The 17,006-nt window shown below is 62.3% G+C and carries 17 protein-coding genes; 12 read left to right on the forward strand and 5 right to left on the reverse strand.

The features are described 5' to 3' along the window. The first annotated feature begins 68 nt into the window (after nucleotides 1-68). Complete coding sequence (locus N2A41_RS15235; RefSeq protein ID WP_260109156.1) at nucleotides 69-254, forward strand: DUF1059 domain-containing protein; 186 nt, start codon at nucleotides 69-71, stop codon at nucleotides 252-254. On the opposite strand, the gene N2A41_RS15240 is transcribed toward N2A41_RS15235, so the two are convergent. Genes N2A41_RS15240 through N2A41_RS15250 form a run of 3 tightly spaced genes read right to left on the reverse strand, consistent with a single transcriptional unit; the run spans nucleotide 255 to nucleotide 2,775 of the window. Next, nucleotides 255-1,508 carry a CCA tRNA nucleotidyltransferase gene (locus N2A41_RS15240; RefSeq protein ID WP_222386577.1) on the reverse strand — a complete coding sequence of 418 codons (1,254 nt, stop codon included), beginning with the start codon at nucleotides 1,506-1,508 and terminating at the stop codon, nucleotides 255-257. Beyond that, nucleotides 1,505-2,155, reverse strand: coding sequence for a CoA pyrophosphatase (locus N2A41_RS15245; RefSeq protein WP_017965349.1), 651 nt, complete (start codon nucleotides 2,153-2,155; stop codon nucleotides 1,505-1,507). The genes N2A41_RS15240 and N2A41_RS15245 overlap by 4 nt, the downstream gene beginning before the upstream one ends. Continuing rightward, nucleotides 2,152-2,775: a DUF1285 domain-containing protein gene (locus N2A41_RS15250; RefSeq protein ID WP_222386578.1), complete on the reverse strand. Its 624-nt coding sequence runs from the start codon at nucleotides 2,773-2,775 to the stop codon at nucleotides 2,152-2,154. The genes N2A41_RS15245 and N2A41_RS15250 overlap by 4 nt, the downstream gene beginning before the upstream one ends. Before the next feature lie 158 nt (nucleotides 2,776-2,933). Here N2A41_RS15250 and N2A41_RS15255 point away from each other — a divergent pair, with 158 nt between their 5' ends. The 6 genes from N2A41_RS15255 (at nucleotide 2,934) to N2A41_RS15280 (ending at nucleotide 11,219) form a co-directional block, all read left to right on the forward strand. Next, the gene (locus tag N2A41_RS15255) at nucleotides 2,934-3,944 is read left to right on the forward strand and encodes an AAA family ATPase (RefSeq protein ID WP_017965351.1); all 1,011 of its coding nucleotides are present in this window, start codon (nucleotides 2,934-2,936) and stop codon (nucleotides 3,942-3,944) included. Nucleotides 3,945-3,957: 13 nt separating this feature from the next. Then, entirely contained in the window at nucleotides 3,958-4,878 is a 921-nt protein-coding gene (locus N2A41_RS15260; RefSeq protein ID WP_162116506.1) for a DUF58 domain-containing protein, read from the forward strand. Next, the gene (locus N2A41_RS15265) at nucleotides 4,875-7,688 is read left to right on the forward strand and encodes a DUF4159 domain-containing protein (protein ID WP_260109157.1); all 2,814 of its coding nucleotides are present in this window, start codon (nucleotides 4,875-4,877) and stop codon (nucleotides 7,686-7,688) included. The genes N2A41_RS15260 and N2A41_RS15265 overlap by 4 nt, the downstream gene beginning before the upstream one ends. 1 nt (nucleotide 7,689) lies before the next feature. Continuing rightward, on the forward strand, nucleotides 7,690-9,759 hold the full coding sequence (locus N2A41_RS15270) for a hypothetical protein (RefSeq protein ID WP_260109158.1): 2,070 nt from the start codon (nucleotides 7,690-7,692) through the stop codon (nucleotides 9,757-9,759). Nucleotides 9,760-9,763: 4 nt separating this feature from the next. Continuing rightward, on the forward strand, nucleotides 9,764-10,180 hold the full coding sequence (locus N2A41_RS15275; protein WP_260109159.1) for a GNAT family N-acetyltransferase: 417 nt from the start codon (nucleotides 9,764-9,766) through the stop codon (nucleotides 10,178-10,180). A gap of 90 nt (nucleotides 10,181-10,270) precedes the next feature. Then, nucleotides 10,271-11,219 (forward strand): IS630 family transposase gene (locus N2A41_RS15280; protein WP_260109160.1). Its coding sequence is split into 2 segments (ribosomal slippage): nucleotides 10,271-10,606 and nucleotides 10,608-11,219, totalling 948 coding nucleotides; the frame shifts between segments, so codons are not numbered across the junction. Nucleotides 11,220-11,429: 210 nt separating this feature from the next. On the opposite strand, the gene N2A41_RS15285 is transcribed toward N2A41_RS15280, so the two are convergent. Continuing rightward, nucleotides 11,430-11,993: a GNAT family N-acetyltransferase gene (locus N2A41_RS15285; RefSeq protein WP_162116502.1), complete on the reverse strand. Its 564-nt coding sequence runs from the start codon at nucleotides 11,991-11,993 to the stop codon at nucleotides 11,430-11,432. A gap of 194 nt (nucleotides 11,994-12,187) precedes the next feature. On the opposite strand from N2A41_RS15285, the gene N2A41_RS15290 reads away from it, so the two are divergent. Continuing rightward, nucleotides 12,188-13,198, forward strand: a complete 1,011-nt coding sequence (locus N2A41_RS15290; RefSeq protein ID WP_026154256.1) for a glutathione S-transferase family protein — start codon at nucleotides 12,188-12,190, stop codon at nucleotides 13,196-13,198. 80 nt (nucleotides 13,199-13,278) lie between these two features. On the opposite strand, the gene N2A41_RS15295 is transcribed toward N2A41_RS15290, so the two are convergent. Beyond that, on the reverse strand, nucleotides 13,279-13,755 hold the full coding sequence (locus N2A41_RS15295) for an NUDIX domain-containing protein (protein WP_260056503.1): 477 nt from the start codon (nucleotides 13,753-13,755) through the stop codon (nucleotides 13,279-13,281). A gap of 73 nt (nucleotides 13,756-13,828) precedes the next feature. Between N2A41_RS15295 and N2A41_RS15300 the strand changes: the two genes are divergently transcribed. The 4 genes from N2A41_RS15300 (at nucleotide 13,829) to N2A41_RS15315 (ending at nucleotide 17,005) form a co-directional block, all read left to right on the forward strand. Further along, complete coding sequence (locus N2A41_RS15300; protein WP_162116574.1) at nucleotides 13,829-14,737, forward strand: metallophosphoesterase family protein; 909 nt, start codon at nucleotides 13,829-13,831, stop codon at nucleotides 14,735-14,737. 159 nt (nucleotides 14,738-14,896) lie between these two features. Continuing rightward, nucleotides 14,897-15,457 carry a tetratricopeptide repeat protein gene (locus tag N2A41_RS15305; protein ID WP_064247836.1) on the forward strand — a complete coding sequence of 187 codons (561 nt, stop codon included), beginning with the start codon at nucleotides 14,897-14,899 and terminating at the stop codon, nucleotides 15,455-15,457. A 187-nt stretch (nucleotides 15,458-15,644) separates the two neighbouring features. Next, nucleotides 15,645-16,154, forward strand: a complete 510-nt coding sequence (locus N2A41_RS15310; protein WP_017965361.1) for an RNA polymerase sigma factor — start codon at nucleotides 15,645-15,647, stop codon at nucleotides 16,152-16,154. A gap of 2 nt (nucleotides 16,155-16,156) precedes the next feature. Then, nucleotides 16,157-17,005 carry an anti-sigma factor family protein gene (locus N2A41_RS15315; RefSeq protein ID WP_017965362.1) on the forward strand — a complete coding sequence of 283 codons (849 nt, stop codon included), beginning with the start codon at nucleotides 16,157-16,159 and terminating at the stop codon, nucleotides 17,003-17,005. Nucleotide 17,006: the final 1 nt, after the last annotated feature.

The raw sequence follows: 17,006 nt of genomic DNA on the forward strand, positions 1-17,006 counted from the left end.
TCCCTCCCCCCGCACATTCATAAATCGCGTACGCGACCGTCATTGTGTTTCGAACAGAGGAGAAGATCATGCGACTTTTCGAATGCGGCACTCTCGTTCCGGGCTGCGCCTGGCATACACGGGCGGATAGCGACGCCGAGGTGGTCCGCCGTGCCGTCGAGCACCTGAAAAATGCTCACGGCGAAACCACGATCCGCGAAAACATGGTGGATAATATCAAGGCTCGCGTCCGCGACGAGGTGAACGCAGCCTGATTATTGCACGCGCTCCTGCAGCCGGGCGAGCAGCGCCGCCCGGTCGGAAACGAAATTTTCCTCCACCCACTGGTTTTCCAGACCGGCAAGCAGCTCGCCGACACGCGGACCGGACGCGATTCCCGCCGAAATCACATCGCCGCCGTTCAGCGGAAACTGCGGTTTCTTCCAGTGCATTGCCTTGTCCAGCAGCTTGATGAGCCGCGCCGACCGCGCCATCTCGTCGAAATCACCTTCGGCCTTGCCGCGCGCAACCGCAAGCGCCAGCTTCAGCCGCGTCGTGATGCCGTCGGCGCCGTTGCGGTAAAGCAGCCGTTCGAAGGCGGCCGGCGACATATCGTCGTTAACAGGCGCTGCCGTTGCCCAGGCCTTGAGGGTGGCCGCCTCCGCATTCGAGAGCTTGAGCCGGGCTGCAAGCAGCTCCATGCGCTCAGCATCCGGCGGCACGATCGCTGCAAGGCGCAGCAGTGGATCGGGCGTCCAGCCGAGCGCCTTTTCGGTGGTAATCAGCGAAGGGATTGCATCGATCCCCCATCGTTCCGACTCCGGCAGGATTTCCGTCAGCACCGCCACCTGCCGCATCCAAAGCAGCGCCCGGCCGGGATCGCCGGCGCCAAGCAGCTTTCTGAGTTCAGACCAGACGCGCTCTGCCGAAAGCGTCTTCAATTTCGAACGTGCGAGGGAACATGCCTTCAGCCCTTCGGCATCCGGCCGTCCGGAACCGTAATAGGCAAAGAAGCGGAAGAAACGCAGGATCCGCAGATGGTCCTCGGCAATTCGCCTTGCAGGATCGCCGATGAAGCGGATGTTTCGCGTCTCAATGTCGGCAAGTCCGCCAACGAGATCCACCACCTCGCCCTCGGCATCGGCATAAAGCGCGTTGATCGTCAGATCCCGCCGTTCGGCATCTGCCTTCCAGTCAGTGCTGAAGGCAACCTTGGCATGCCGCCCGTCGGTCTCGACATCGGTGCGAAGCGTCGTCACCTCGAAAGGTTTGCCGTCGATGACGAGCGTCACCGTGCCGTGCTCCAGGCCGGTTGGGACTGCCTTGATGCCAGCCGCCGCCGCCCGCTCCATCACCGCCTCCGGTCTGAGTGTCGTAGCGATGTCGACATCATTGACCGGCAGGCCCATCAGGCTGTTGCGCACCGCACCGCCAACCACCCGCCCTTCCCCGCCATCGGCGTTGAGAAGCACTAGGATCCGACCGAGGGCCGGATCGCGGAACCATGCTTGGTCGGCAAGGCCGGTCATGCATAAAGCCTTTCGTAAAGCGTACGGACGATGCCGGCGGTGATGCCCCAGATCATTCTGGTTTCATAAGGCATGCGGTAGAAATGCCGGTCGATGCCGTCGATGACACGTCTGTCGCGGGTGTGATTGGCAGGATCCATCAGGAAGGAAAGCGGCACCTCGAACACGTCGTCCACCTCGGTCGGGTTCAGCGTCAGCGCAAAGCCCGGCGTGACGACGCCGAGCACCGGCGTGATGCGGAAGCCCGTCGAGGCAAGGTAATTCGGCAGTCGTCCGACGGTTTCGACGAAAGAACCGGCCAGGCCGATCTCCTCCTCCGTCTCACGGATCGCTGCCATTTCGGGCGAGATATCGGCGGGGTCGATCGAGCCGCCGGGAAAGGCGATCTGCCCGGAATGCTTGCGCAGCGTCGTCGTGCGCTTGGTGAAGATCACATAAGCTTCCTCGCCGTCATCGACGACGGGCACGAGCACGGCGGCGTCGCGCAGCTTGAAGGTCTCGACCTCGGCCACGATATCGGGATTGAGGATGTGGTCCCCGTGATCGCGCCAGGCATGGTCGACCGGCCCGCCATTCTGGTTGAGCGCGCGGCGGCGGAATTCGGCTGCGGAAAACAGCGGGTAGCGGTGGGTGATCGCATCATTCATCGGCAAAGCGCATCCAGTTCGTCGGCCGGCATAATCGGGAAGACTTCGCCGGCGGAGCGTATCGCAAACATCGTCTGCCCCTCCACCTTGAAAGTCTCGCCGAGCGCGACCAGTTCATACATCACGGCACGCGACACCAGCGCCTCCAGTCGCCCGCGCACATGCAGATAGGGTTTCAATTCGGCATTCTCGCCCGCAATGGCAAAGCGCAGCCGATGCTCTCCTCCCGCCTCCACGACATCGCCGACATTGGTACGAAAAGTCAGCACCTGTTGGCCTTGCCCCTCCGTCACGCTCATCTCCACGGCGATGAAAGGCGCGTCGACGACCCTTATACCAACCTTTTCCACAGGAGTTACGAGATAGGTCTTCTGGTCGTCGTCTTTCCTCAAAACCGTCGAGAACAGCCGCACCAGCGCCGGTCTGCCGATCGGCGTGCCCATGTAGAACCAGGTGCCGTCCGCCCGGATTTCCATGTCGATATCGCCGCAGAAAGGCGGATTCCATCGTTCGACTGGCGGTAATCCTCGTTTTTTGCCGGCATTTTCCTCAGAGGCGCGCGAAATCAGTGCGGCAAGTCCCGCCGCATCCGCCTGTCCGCTGATTTCTTCGGCTGCCATTCTTCCGTCCCGGTTTGTCCTTAACGAAGTAAAGTCACGAGATAGTCATTCGTAACGAACTTGTCAGCCCGTCACATCTCCATAACTCTATCGGGTATGAGGCACATGTATAAGTCCGCCGATTCGCTGCCGAATGATTTCAGCCGTTGGAGATGCCCGTGGGTATGATGAAGACCGAAGCCAGCCTCGATGAAAAGGCGATCGTCGCCGCCGCCGAAAAGGCGCTCTCCGATATCGCCGCCATCCGCGGGGAAGTCTCGAAGGTGATCTTCGGTCAGGAAAGCGTCGTCGAGAACACCATTCTCGCCGTGCTGTCCGGCGGTCATGCCCTGCTCGTCGGCGTTCCCGGCCTTGCCAAGACCAGACTGGTGACGACGCTCGGCGAGGTGCTCGGCCTTGCCGCCAACCGCATCCAGTTCACGCCCGATCTGATGCCCTCGGATATTCTCGGCTCCGAGGTGATGGACCAGGACGACAGTGGACGCCGCTCATTCCGTTTCGTCAAGGGTCCGGTCTTCGCCCAGCTCCTGATGGCCGACGAGATCAACCGCGCCTCACCGCGTACCCAGTCGGCCCTTCTGCAATCCATGCAGGAATATCACATCACGATCGCCGGCCAGCGCTATGACCTCCCGGCGCCCTTCCATGTGCTTGCCACCCAGAACCCGCTCGAGCAGGAAGGCACCTATCCTCTGCCCGAAGCCCAGCTCGACCGCTTCCTGCTGCAAGTCGACGTCAACTACCCCGAACTTGCCGCCGAGCGCCAGATCCTGCTCGAGACGACGGGCTTGGGCGAAACCCGGCCGGAAGCCATCATCGATGCGCAGCGGCTGATCGAAATCCAGACCCTGGTGCGGCAGATGCCGGTGAGCGGCACGGTTGTCGATGCCATCCTGGCACTGGTACGCTCCGCCCGCCCAGGACAGGGCAATGCCTCGACCGACAAGAACGTCGCCTGGGGTCCAGGCCCGCGCGCCGGCCAGGCGATGATGCTTTGCGCGCGTGCCCGCGCGCTCTACGAAGGCCGTCTCGCACCGTCTCTGGACGATATCTTCGCGCTCGCCGAACCCATTCTCCAGCATCGCATGGCGCTGACTTTCGCCGCCCGCGCCGAAGGCATGTCGGTGCGCGATGTCATCGCCGGACTGGTCAAGCAGGCAAAGGGATAAGGAAGCCGGACGCGTGGCATCTATCGGACAGATCGTCAATCCGACACCCGGCAGCGATGCCCTTTCCCGCGCCAGGCAGCGGGCCGCGTTGGTGCCGGACTGCCTGGTGGAAGCCAAGCGCATCGCCAACACTGTGATCGCCGGCTGGCATGGTCGCCGCAAGCGCGGCATCGGCGAGAATTTCTGGCAGTTTCGCCCTTATGCCGAAGGCGAGAGCCTGTCCCGCATCGACTGGCGCCGTTCCGCCCGCGACGACCATACCTACGTGCGCGAGCGCGAGTGGGAGGCCGCGCACACGATCTGGCTCTGGTGCGACATGTCGCCCTCGATGATGTACAAGTCGAGCTATGGCAGCGTCTCTAAGGAAAGCCGTGCGCTGGTCATCATGCTGGCGCTTGCCGAAATCCTCGCCCGCTCCGGCGAACGCATCGGCTGCCCCGGCATCATGGAACCCGCTTCCGCCCGCAACGCCGCAGAACGCCTCGCAGCCGCGCTCATGCACACACCGCTGACCGGCGGCCTGCCGGAAACGGCGATGATCCGCGGCTGGAGCGACCTCGTCCTCATCGGCGATTTCCTCGACGATGCGCCGGCAATCATGGAACGGCTCGGCCCGCTTGCCCGCCGCGGCCTGCGCGGCCACGTGGTCGAGATATCAGATCCCGCCGAAGAGATATTCCCCTATAGCGGCCGCACCGAATTCACAGATCCGGAGAGCGGCGCCAAGCTTATCTCCGGCCGCGCCGAACATATCCGCGAGGCCTATCGCACCGCCTATCTCGCCCGCAGGGACAGCCTCGGCCAGTCGCTGCGCCATCTCGGCTGGACCTTCGCGAGCCACCGCACCGATCACCTTGCGTCGGAGGCGCTGGTCGCGGTGCACGTGTATCTGTCCGGCATGCCGGCCAAGGCTACGCATGGAGGGCAGCTATGAACGCCCTTCCCTTCGCTTTCGCCTATCCCGCCATTCTAGGCGCGCTCCTTGCCTTGCCCGTCATCTGGTGGCTGCTGCGGCTGACGCCGCCACGTCCGAAGACCGAAGTCTTCCCGCCGCTGAAGATCCTCGCCTCCGTGCTGAAGCGCGAGGAGACGCCGGCGCAAAGCCCGTGGTGGCTGACGCTGCTGCGCATGCTGCTCGCCGCCGCCATCATCCTTGCGATCGCCGATCCGGTTTTCAATCCGCGCACCAGTTCGCTCGCATCAGGTGGCCCGCTCGTCCTCTTCGTCGACAACAGCTGGGCGGCGGCACCGGACTGGGAGCGCCGCATCCAGACCGCCGACGCATTGATAGACGATGCCGAATCCGCCGGCACGCCTGTGTCGATCGCCTTCACCGCCGATCCGACCAACGACGCCGTGCCCGGCACCGCCGCTGCCGCCCGCGACAAGCTGCGCGCCGCCGAGCCACGACCGCTTGTGCCGGACCGCGAACGCGCCTTCCAGGCGCTGCGCGCCGCGATGAATGGCATCAAGCCTGGTACCCTCGCCTTCCTGACCGACGGCGCCGCCGCCAAGCCAGACGACCCGACGGTGCGCAGGCTCGCCGAACTCCAGCCCGCCGATCTGCGCCTGATCGAAGGCGATGCCGCGCGGACAGTGGCGATCACCGCCGCCAACAATGCGGCAGACGCCATGACCGTAAAGGTCACTCGGCTCAATACCTCGCATGCCGCATCCGTGGCGTTGAACGCCGTCGATACCCAGGGCCGCTCGATCGCCAACGGTAGGGTGGACTTCCGCCCCGGCCAGAGCGTCGCGACGAGTTCGATCACCGCACCCTTCGAGATGCGCAACGATTTCGCACGCGTCAGCGTCGACAACGGTGCCACCGCAGGCGCCGTCCACCTTCTCGACGATGCATTCAAGCGCCGTCGCGTCGTCTTGCTGTCGGGCGAAGGAGGGGATGAGTTCCAGCCGCTGCTCTCGCCGCTCTATTATATCCAGCGAGCGCTGCAGCCCTACGCGGATCTGATCCAACCCGCCGATTCCGATCTTTCGGTCGCAATACCAAAACTTCTCGCCAGCAATCCCTCCATCATCATCATGGCCGATATCGGCCGGCTGCCGGAGGAGACCTACGAGCCTCTGACGCGCTGGATATCGAATGGCGGCATGCTCCTGCGTTTTGCCGGCCCGCGCATGGCGGCAGCCCCTGCGGACGATCCGCTGATCCCCGTCATCCTGCGCCAGGGAGAACGGGCGCTGGGCGGCACTTTGTCCTGGAGCGAGCCGCAGTCACTTGCCGAATTTCCAAGTTTCGGACCTTTCGCCCGAATAGCGCGTCCTGCCGATGTCGTCGTCAAGCGGCAGGTGCTTGCCGAACCGACACCCGATCTTGCCGAACGCACCTGGGCGAACCTGGCTGACGGCACGCCGCTCGTGACGATGAAGCAGCTCGCATCCGGCCAGATCGTCCTGTTTCACGTCACCGCGGAAGCAACCTGGTCCAATCTGCCGATCTCAGGCACTTTCGTCGACATGCTGCGTCACCTCCTGCAGATATCGCGCTCGGGCGGCGTGACTTCGGAAGCGCGCGGCAATGCGCGTGTCTCCGAAACCCTGCCGCCATTCCGTATGCTGACGGCCAAGGGCACGCTCGTCTCCGAGACGGGTTCGGCGCGGCCGCTCATCCCGCAAGCCGGAGCCGAACCGACGGCGAATTTCGACAACCCGCCCGGGCTCTACGGTTCGGAGGACGGTTTCACCTCCCTGAACGTGCTGCCCGAGAACGCCGAACTGACGCCGCTCGACACAACAGGGACCAATGCCGTGCGCGAAGGCCTGATCGGCGGCGAAAGCTGGTCGGCAAAACCCGCACTCTTTCTCGCAGCCTTTCTGCTGCTCTTGGCCGATAGCCTGATCGTTCTGTTCATGAATGGCGCATTCTCGCGATTGCGCCCGGCTGTCCGCACCACAGCGATGATCGCGGTCGCCGTCGGCGCCGGCTTTCTCATCCAACCCGGCACGCTTCACGCCGACGACTCCCGGCCCGGCGACGACCTCATCTTGCAGAGGCTTGATAATACACACCTCGCCTATGTCGTTACCGGCGAACAGGAGGTAGACAATATATCCGAGCGCGGTCTCGAGGGACTGACCCAGTTCCTGACTTTTCGCACGACGCTGGAGCCGGCACCGCCCGTGGGCATCGACCTCACCAAAGACGAGCTCTCCTTCTATCCGATCATCTATTGGCCGGTTTCGGCGACTGCGCCGATGCCGTCGACGGCAGCGATCAGCCGTATCGACGCCTATATGCGCAATGGCGGCACTGTGCTTTTCGATACGCGCGATCAGATCAGCGCATTGGACAATGGCGGCAATGTCAGCGCCAACGGAGAGAGGCTGCAGACAATCCTCGCCAATCTCGATATTCCGGCGCTCGAACCGGTACCATCAGACCATGTGCTGACGAAGTCCTTCTATCTCCTGTCGAGCTTTCCCGGTCGTTATACCGGCAGCCCGCTTTGGATCGAGTCCCGGCAGGGCGGTCAGGGGCCGAGCGAAAAATCGGCGGCGACAGCCGACGGCGTTTCGCCGATCCTGATCACCGGCAATGATTTCGCCGGCGCTTGGGCGATCGACGACAATGGCGTACCGATGCTGCCAACCGTGCCGTCGGATGAAACGCAGCGCGAATATGCCTACCGTTCCGGTGTCAACATCATGATGTATATGCTGACCGGCAACTACAAGACCGACCAGGTCCATGTTCCCGACCTCCTCGAACGGTTAGGACAATGAGATGACGTTCGACTTTTCGCCCTTCCTGCCTTGGCCTGTTTTGGCCGCATTGGCTGCCGTCAGCACGATCGTCGCCGTCTTCGCGATCTGGCGCGGCATCCGCGGCGCCTGGATCAGAACGCTGGCAGCACTCGCCATGTTGACCGCGCTTGCCAATCCTGTGCTCCTGCAGGAAGACAGGGATCAGTTGTCGACGATCGTCCCCGTTCTTGTCGATCGAAGCCAGAGCCAGCAGACGCCCGATCGCGTCAAGATGACCGACGATGCGCTTGCTGCCCTCAAAGGACAGCTCGCCCGCTTCCCCCAGATAGAGCCCCGCTTCGTCGATGTCGAAGGCGACGTCAATTCCGACGTGCCGTCCACGCGCCTGTTCGACGCGCTGTCGGCCAACATTGCCGATGTCCCGCCCGCCCGTATCGGCGGCGCCATCATGCTGACCGACGGTGAAGTCCATGATGTTCCGGCCGCCAATCAGGCGCTCGGTTTCGACGCGCCGATCCATGGTCTCGTAACCGGCAAGGCCAACGAATTCGATCGCCGCATCGAAGTCATCAAGGGGCCGCGCTTCGGCATCGTCAACGAAGAGCAGCAGGTAATCTTGCGCGTCTTCGACGACGGTCCGAGCCCCGGCGGCACGGCCGATGTCACGGTGAAGCTGAATGGTGACGAGATCGCCACCCTGCAGGCGACACCCGGGCAGGATACGCCCTTCTCCTTCAAGGTGCCGGGTGGCGGCAGCAATGTGCTCGAATTCTCGGTCGCAGCCCTTCCCGGCGAAGTCACCACCGCCAACAACCGTGCCGTCCACGTCATCGACGGCATCCGCCAGAATCTCCGCGTCCTGCTCGTTTCCGGCGAGCCGCATGCCGGCGAGCGCGCCTGGCGCAACCTGCTGAAATCCGATGCGTCGGTCGATCTCGTCCACTTCACCATCCTGCGTCCGCCGGAAAAACAGGACGGAACGCCGATCAACGAGCTGTCGCTGATCGCCTTCCCGACGCGTGAGCTCTTCGTCGACAAGATCAAGGATTTCGACCTGATCATCTTTGATCGCTACCAACACCGCGGCGTGCTGCCGCTGCTCTATTACGATTACATCACGCAATATGTCGACAACGGCGGCGCGCTGCTGATCGCCGCCGGTCCCGAGCACGCTGGCCCCGATTCCATTGCACTGACGCCACTTTCCTCGGTCCTGCCGGCAACGCCGACTGGAGAGATGATCGAAAAGGCCTTCTATCCCCGCCTCTCCGAGGAAGGCCGCAAACATCCCGTCACGCGCGGCCTTGACGGGTCGGGCGAGGACCCGCCGCATTGGGGCCGCTGGTTCCGCAGCGTCGATGTCGACCGGCCGCAGGGCGAGACGATCATGCTCGGCGCCGACAATCACCCGCTGCTGGTTCTGAACCGGGCTGGTCAGGGCCGCGTCGCCATGCTGCTTTCCGATCAGGGCTGGCTCTGGGCGCGCGGCTTCGAAGGCGGCGGTCCGAACGTTTCGCTCTATCGCCGTATCGCCCATTGGCTGATGAAGGAGCCGGCGCTCGAGGAAGAAGCGCTGACGGCGCGCGCCTCCGGCCGGACCCTTGAGATCACGCGCCAGACGATCGGCGACAATCCCGGCAACGCCACCGTGCGTTATCCTTCCGGCAAGACCGAAACTCTGCCGCTTACCCAGTCCGAACCGGGCCTCTACAAGGCCGAGAAGAGGATGGACGAAATCGGTCTCTTCGAAATTCGCAACGGCAATCTGTCGACGCTTGTCCATATCGGCGCCGTCGATGCACCGGAATTCAAGGCGATGATCTCGACGACCGATTTGCTGAAACCGGTCGCCGACAGAAGCAAGGGTCTCGTCGCCCGCGTCTCCAATGCAAATGGCGCGATCTCGGTGCCGCCGATCCTGCCGGTGCGCGGCCAGGTGCGCGTCTCCGACAACGATCGCATGATGATCCGCATGACCAGCGAGACCGTCTTGAAGGGCATCAACACGCTGCCGCTCTTTGCCGGTTTCGCCGGCGTCGGCATCCTGCTGCTCGCCTTCGGCGCCATGTGGTGGCGCGAAGGGCGGTAATCTCATGCCGGAATTCGAGCTCACCGCCGCGCCCTCGACAGAAGAGCTCGCGGCAATCACCGACGCGCTCTCGGCGTTCAACAACAGCGATGTCGGCCCCTCGGATCGCCGGCCGCTTGCGGTCCTCATCCGCGATACCGACGGCAAGGTGACGGGCGGTCTTTCCGGTTTTACCGCCTGGGGCTGGCTTTTCACCCAGATGCTCTACATTCCCGACACACTGCGCGGCACCGGTATATCAGGCAATATCCTCGCAAAGGCGGAAGAAGAGGCGAGAGCCCGGGGGTGCCGCGGCGCTTGGATCGACACGTTCAACCCGCGGGCTCTGCGCGCCTACCTCAGCCAGGGTTATGAGGTCTTCGGGGAGCTTGAGGATTTCCCGGAAGGCCGCACGCGCAGCTTCCTCCGGAAAAGTCTCTAGAGCGTATCCGGATTTAGTTGAATCGGAAGGGATTCCGTTTTTGTGTGTTTTGTGATTCAAGATGCTGGCTGGAGTGGAGGCCAGCATCGAATGACGCGACCTCTTTCCAATGATCTTCGTGAGCGTGTTGTTGCTGCAATCGAAGCCGGTGAGAGCTGCCGGTCGGTTGCGGCGCGGTTCGGTATTGCCGTGTCTTCAGCGGTAAAGTGGTCGCAGCGTTATCGTTCGAGCGGATCTGTCGCGCCTGGGAAGATGGGCGGCCACCGCAAGCGGGTTCTGGAGCCGCATCGGGCGTTTATCGTGGAGCGGATCAACCAGACGCCGCATGTGTCACTGCACAGGTTGAAGGAAGAGCTGGCCGCGCGAGGGGTGAAGGTATCCCACGATACGGTATGGCAGTTCCTGCGGCGTGAGGGATTGCGGTTCAAAAAAAACACTGTTCGCCCTTGAGCAGGCGCGCGCTGACGTCGCGCGACGGCGACAGCGCTGGCGATCCTGGCAGGCTGGCCTCGATCCAAGACGGCTGGTCTTCATCGATGAAACCTGGATCAAGACCAACATGGCGCCGCTTCGAGGGTGGGGGCCGAAGGGCAAACGCCTGCGCAGCTTCGCGCCGCACGGACATTGGCGCACCCTGACTTTCCTCGGCGCGTTGCGCTGCGATCGGCTTACCGCACCCTGTGTCTTCGATGGACCGATCAACGGTGAGTGCTTTCGCGCCTATGTCGAGCAGCAACTCGTACCGGTGCTCAAACCCGGCGACATCGTCGTGATGGATAATCTCGGCTCCCACAAGTCGGCCGCCATCCGTCAGATGATCCGCAACGCTGGTGCTCGGCTCTGGTACTTGCCGCCATACTCCCCCGACCTCAATCCGATCGAACAGGCTTTCGCCAAAATCAAGCACTGGATGCGCCTGGCTCAGAAGCGAACCATCGATGACACCTGGCGCCACATCGGACACCTCGTCACAACCATCGAGCCCAGCGAATGCAGCAACTACTTCGACAATGCCGGATACGCTTCCGTCAAAACCTGAAACGCTCTAGAGCACTTTCCGTTTTTCGTCGAACCACGAAAGTGCTCTATCTCTTTGTTTTCACGCAATTCTGGACGCTGTGCACTTTTGCTGGAATTGCTCTGGCGCATCGGCCCGAAAGCCGGAATCGATTTTCGGAAAGCACGATGCGTAGAGTCAAAGTGTTAGAGCGTCCTTTGTGCGTCCGAAAAGGACGCGTAGCGCTCTAAATCATTCACGCCAAGCGATCGTGCCCTTCAGCCGCGCCTGCACGCCGTCGGCAATCGGAACGACAAGCACACGACCGGGATCGACCGGGCCTGGAAAAGAAAGCGCATTGTAGGCGACCTTCTCGAAACCGAGCGGGCCGTAATAGGGCGGGTCGCCGACGAGGATGACGGCTTCCGAGCCCTTGCGCCTTGCCGCCTCCACCGCGATCCGCACCAGTTCCCGGCCGATGCCCTTGTTCTTGTGGGAGGGGCGGACGGCGAGCGGGCCAAGCAGATGGCCCTTCACCGTGCCGGCCAGTACCGGCGTCATACGCACGGAGGCGATCGTCTCACCGTTATCGGTGCAGATGAAGGAGAGCGACAGATCATGCGGCCCCTGCTCACGGATGCGCGCGGCAGCGCGCGTGAAGCGGCCCGGACCGAAGGCTTCTTCGTTGATGTGTTCGATGGCGGCGTCATGAGACGCGTCTTCAGTGAGGTAGACGAGATCGTGCTTGTACATGATGACAGAAACCGGATGGACAGATTGATGGGTCTCGAACACGCCTAGGGCGTTCGGGAGCATCAGCGTCGTCGCGGGTTTCTGGAAATGAACATCAGGCAGGGGTCCGAAAATCGTGAAAACGCCGATAGCAGGAAAAATTTCCGCCGTCCAACGCAAAATGCGCGACGTGACGCACTGTTCAATCTTTGTCGCCTGTAAAGCCCTGGCATCTGCGATATCTTCCGTTCCAACACGCAATGAAGGGAATGAAGACCATGGGAATGCTGGTGGATGGCGTCTGGCATGACGTCTGGTACGACACGAAGGAGAGCAAGGGCCATTTCAAGCGGCAGCCCTCGCAGTTCCGCAACTGGGTGACATCGGACGGTGAGGCCGGCCCTTCGGGCAGTGGTGGCTTCAAGGCCGAGGCCGGGCGTTACCATCTCTATGTCTCGCTCGCCTGCCCCTGGGCGCACCGCACGCTGATCTTCCGCAAGCTGAAGAAGCTCGAAGAGCTGATCTCGGTCTCCGTCGTCGATCCGCTGATGCTCGAGAACGGCTGGGAGTTCAAGGTCGGCGGCGGTGCCACCGGCGACCACCTCTTCGACGCCACCACGCTCTGGCAGATCTATGTCAGGGCCGATCCGCGCTATTCCGGCCGCGTCACCGTTCCCGTGCTCTGGGACAAGAAGACCGGCACGATCGTCAACAACGAATCCGCCGAGATCATCCGCATGTTCAATGGCGCCTTCGACGGGCTGACCGGCTCGACAGCCGATTTTTATCCCGAGGACCTTCGCTCCGACATCGATGCGCTGAACGCTATCGTCTACGACACCGTCAACAACGGCGTCTACAAGGCGGGCTTTGCCACCACCCAGCAAGCCTATGAAGAAAACGTCGGCAAGCTGTTCGAAACGCTCGACATGCTCGACGAGCGCCTTGGCAAGGGCCGCTACCTCTTCGGCAACCGCCAGACCGAGGCTGACTGGCGCCTGTTCACCACGTTGGTGCGCTTCGACGCTGTCTATGTCGGCCATTTCAAGTGCAACATCCGCCGCATCGCCGACTACCGCAACCTGCCGGGCTATCTGCGAGACCTGTATCAAACCGCAGGCGTTGCCGAGACGGTGAACCTCAACCACATCAAGCAGCACTATTATCGCAGCCACAAAACGATCAATCCGACCGGCATCGTTCCCGTCGGCCCGGCGCTCGATCTCGACAGTCCGCACGGCCGCACTACAACGCCGCGCGCCTTTTTAGACGTGCAAAGGACGCTGTAGCACTTTGAATTGCTGCAAATTTTATCCCTAAATCGATTCCGATTTAAGAAATTATGCAGTCGCTTGCCGCCGCCTGAGGTTCACCAGCGGTGGTCGGACTCCCGCTCGCCGCGAAGCTCCGCGAGACGGCGATACGTCGCCTTGGTCGTGCCCTCGGGCAAGCTGTCGAGGGAAAAGAAGCCGCTGTCGGATATCTCCCAGTCCGGCGGCCGCGGAGCCGTCTGCTCGACGGTCGCCCGGTAGAAGACGACATGGTCGCGCCTTGTGGTCGTGGTATTGAAATAGACCTGGATCAGCTGCGGCTTGCCGATGATCCTGAGGTTGCCCTCCTCGCGCAATTCCTTGGCAAGCGCTTCCTCGACCGTCTCGTTGCGCTCCAGCCCGCCGCCTGGCATATGCCAGCCGCCGACATAGCTGTGGCGCACGAGAAAGATGCGCCCGTCCGCATCGAAACAAGCGGCCCGCACGCCCACGGTCATGCTGCGGACGAAACTGAAATAGACATGCAGCAGGCGCAATGCCAGCCTCATGTGAAGGGGCCGGTTCTCTTTATCCACTATCACTCCGTTTCAGCTCTTCATCGCGCCCGATGTGTTTGATTTGTCAATAAGCTGGTCTATGTCTCGTAACATGTTCAAGCTCGCGCATATCTCCGACGTCCACCTCGGGCCGCTGCCCAGTCTTTCCGTTCAAGAGCTGTTTTCAAAACGCATAACAGGCTTTGTGAACTGGCATCGAAATCGACGCAAGCACCTTTTCGGCAGCACGTTGGATCTGCTGCTCGACGACATTCGCGCCCACCAGGCCGATCACCTGGCCGTCACCGGCGACCTCGTCAATCTGGCGAGCGGCATTGAGATTCGCGCCGCGGCTGCATGGCTGCGCGCGTTCGGCGATCCCGCGAACACGTCAGTCGTTCCCGGCAATCATGACGCCTATGTACCAGGCGCCTATGAGAAGTCGATGCGCGCCTGGTATGATTATGTCCGCGGCGATCTGGCTCCGCCGCAGTGGCAGGACGACCGCCATATCTTCCCCTATCTGCGTGTTCGCGGCAAAGTCGCGATTGTCGGCTGCTCGACGGCGGTCGCCACTCCTCCCTTCGCCGCCTCCGGCTTTTTCGGCGCGCGACAGGCCCGCGATACTGTCAACATGTTGCGCGCGGCTGGGGAAGCCGGGCTCTTCCGCGTTGTCATGATCCATCATCCGCCAATCCGCGGCGCCACGGCCTTCTACAAACGGATGATCGGCATCCGCCGCTTCGCCGCCGTGATTTCGACGGGCGGCGCCGAACTCGTGCTACACGGTCATACGCACCTGAACACGCTGCATTGGCTGCGCGGCCAGGTGCAGCCGGTGCCGGTCGTCGGCATTGCCTCAGCCTCGCAGGGACCGGGTAGCGTCAAGCCGCCCGCCGCCTACAACCTCTTCTCCATCGACGGCTCTCCCGGCGCCTGGGAGCTCAGCGGCGAGCGCTTCAGCCTCAACAGGGCCGGCGACGCGGTGATGCCGGAAAGTGCCGATATTTTCGCGCCTTAGCGTCACTTCTGAACGCTTTTTATGCAGCACTTGAATCGATCTGCGAGGACATCGGGCCACCGTCGCAACATTTGCCATGGAGGTTGCTTACCCTCTTGGTATTTTTAGTGGTAAGCGTACAATCCGAGCAACTGCATTGCCTGAGAATGGAGCGCGCCGATGACTTCTTCTTTCCGTTACCTGTCCAGACTTTCGCTCGCCGCCGGCTTTGCCTTCGGCATCGCCACGGCCGCTTTTGCGGCCGGCGACAGCAACGATGACACCAATCCGCCGCCGAAGACCCAGACGACCAAGACCTGCACCGGCGGCAAGGTCTGGGACAAGGCCAAGAAAGAATGTGTCAACCCGAAGAAGAGCAGCTTCAATGACGACGATCTCTATCAGTTCGCCCGCGAGTTTGCATATGCCGGGCAGTATGACAACGCAATCACGGTGCTCAATCTCGCTCGCAACCAGAACGACCCGCGCGTCCTGAACTATCTCGGTTACGCCAATCGCAAGGCCGGCCGCATGGAGCTCGGCATGTCCTACTACCGCAAGGCGCTGCAGGCGGATGAGAATTATATCCTCGCCCGCTCCTATATGGGCATGGCGCTGGTGGAACAGGGAGACATCCAGGGCGCCCGCGTCCAGCTTGTCGAAATCCGTGATCGCGGCGGCGAAGGCACCTGGGCCTATCGCTCCCTGCTGCAAAGCTTGAACGGCTACAAGACATATTGACGCAAGCTTTGCGGGCCACAATACGAAAATCTCTCGGGAAAGAGGGATGAAGACGACCGGATGCTTGCGAAGTGCAGGAGACTTGTTTCATAAAGCTCATGCATCGACAGCGTCGATAAAGTCGGTTTCGCGCCCGACGGCGAACCCTTCGTCCGCGAGACCATTGTGAATGCTTCTTGGATAGACAATGCGTCAGCCCGCAACGACCATCGATCTCCGGCGTGATCTCGTCGGCCTCCTACCCCGCCTTCGCCGCTTCGCGATCACGCTCGCGGGTGAGGTTGCCGTGGCCGATGAACTCGTTCAGGCCGTCTGTCAGCGCGCCATTTCCAAAGGTCATCAATGGAGCGGCGAAGGCCGGCTGGAAAGCTGGATTTACACGCTTGCCCGCCAGCAATGGACTGACGACATCCGCAAGCGCAAGCCGAAGGCTTCCGTCCGCGGCAACGTCACCGATATTCGCGAGGCCGCGCGCGAACGCTCGGCTGCGGTCGATCCCGACACCATCCATCACATGATTTCCGATATGCCGGATGGCGTTTCCAGCATGTTCCTGCTCGTCGACGTCGAAGGCCACAGCTATCAGCAGGCGGCCGACATCATGGGCATTCCGTTGACAAACGTCGTCTCTCAGCTCGCCACCGCGAGGCTGCATTTCGCCGGGCTCGCCGGCACTCACCCGATCCACAGGTACTGAATTTGCTCGATTTTAGGAAATTGCCGCTCGAAGCCCAGCTCACCGCCCTTCTCGACGGCGAAGTCTCGCCCGAACAGCGGCACGAATTGGAACAGCGTCTGGCAAGTGACGAGAATGCGCGCCGGCTGCATGAGAAGCTGCGTCACGGCGCCGATTTTGGCCGCCGCCGCCTCGACGATATCCTCAAGGAGCCGGTGCCGCTCGCCCTCGTCCGCTCCATCAAGAGCACGCAGCCGCCAAAAACGCCGATCGCCCAGCGCGCCACGCGTCCGCAGGTGAAACTGGCGCCGAGCGGCCCGCAGGCGCTGGCCGCCGCTCTCATCCTCTTCGTCGTCGGTTGCGGCATCGGCTATTTCGTCGGCGCAGCCCCCGATGCCGACGAGATCGCCACCATGGCCACCACCACCAATACGGCACCGACCAATACCAACGACTGGCTGGGCGACGTCACCGCCTATCAGCGCCTGCTGATCCGCCAGCCCCGCCATCTCGTCGAAGTGCCTGCCTCGCAGGCCGAGGAAATCTCCAGCTGGCTGACGACCGCGATCGGCGTGCCCTTCCGTGTGCCTGATCTCAGCGCCGAAGCCTGGACCTTCCAGGGCGCGCGCGTCATCCTCGGCGACAGCCGCCCTGTCGGGCAGCTCGTTTATTCCAACGCCGACGGCGACGTTATCTCCATCTGTTTCCGCAAGGACGCGCAGCCGCCCGAGACCGACGACTTCAAGGAAACGATCAAGGACGAGATCGGCCTCGTGACCTGGCACAATGCCGGCACCTCGTATGTGCTTGCCGGCCCCTCCGCCGAGGCAACCCTCGGACACCTCGCCATGGAGATCGCCACCGCGATCTGAT

Source organism: Rhizobium sp. SRDI969 (genome assembly GCF_025152725.1).
Lineage (GTDB): Bacteria > Pseudomonadota > Alphaproteobacteria > Rhizobiales > Rhizobiaceae > Rhizobium > Rhizobium leguminosarum_I.

What these genes read in the sequence shown, in the direction of transcription:
- N2A41_RS15290 (WP_026154256.1), top strand. Translation starts at nt 12,188, where the DNA reads ATGGGAATGCTGGTGGATGGCGTCTGGCATGACGTCTGGTACGACACG.
- N2A41_RS15245 (WP_017965349.1), bottom strand. Translation starts at nt 2,155, where the DNA reads ATGAATGATGCGATCACCCACCGCTACCCGCTGTTTTCCGCAGCCGAA.
- N2A41_RS15265 (WP_260109157.1), top strand. Translation starts at nt 4,875, where the DNA reads ATGAACGCCCTTCCCTTCGCTTTCGCCTATCCCGCCATTCTAGGCGCG.
- N2A41_RS15275 (WP_260109159.1), top strand. Translation starts at nt 9,764, where the DNA reads ATGCCGGAATTCGAGCTCACCGCCGCGCCCTCGACAGAAGAGCTCGCG.
- N2A41_RS15235 (WP_260109156.1), top strand. Translation starts at nt 69, where the DNA reads ATGCGACTTTTCGAATGCGGCACTCTCGTTCCGGGCTGCGCCTGGCAT.
- N2A41_RS15300 (WP_162116574.1), top strand. Translation starts at nt 13,829, where the DNA reads ATGTTCAAGCTCGCGCATATCTCCGACGTCCACCTCGGGCCGCTGCCC.
- N2A41_RS15250 (WP_222386578.1), bottom strand. Translation starts at nt 2,775, where the DNA reads ATGGCAGCCGAAGAAATCAGCGGACAGGCGGATGCGGCGGGACTTGCC.
- N2A41_RS15305 (WP_064247836.1), top strand. Translation starts at nt 14,897, where the DNA reads ATGACTTCTTCTTTCCGTTACCTGTCCAGACTTTCGCTCGCCGCCGGC.
- N2A41_RS15285 (WP_162116502.1), bottom strand. Translation starts at nt 11,993, where the DNA reads ATGCTCCCGAACGCCCTAGGCGTGTTCGAGACCCATCAATCTGTCCAT.
- N2A41_RS15310 (WP_017965361.1), top strand. Translation starts at nt 15,645, where the DNA reads ATGCGTCAGCCCGCAACGACCATCGATCTCCGGCGTGATCTCGTCGGC.
- N2A41_RS15240 (WP_222386577.1), bottom strand. Translation starts at nt 1,508, where the DNA reads ATGACCGGCCTTGCCGACCAAGCATGGTTCCGCGATCCGGCCCTCGGT.
- N2A41_RS15270 (WP_260109158.1), top strand. Translation starts at nt 7,690, where the DNA reads ATGACGTTCGACTTTTCGCCCTTCCTGCCTTGGCCTGTTTTGGCCGCA.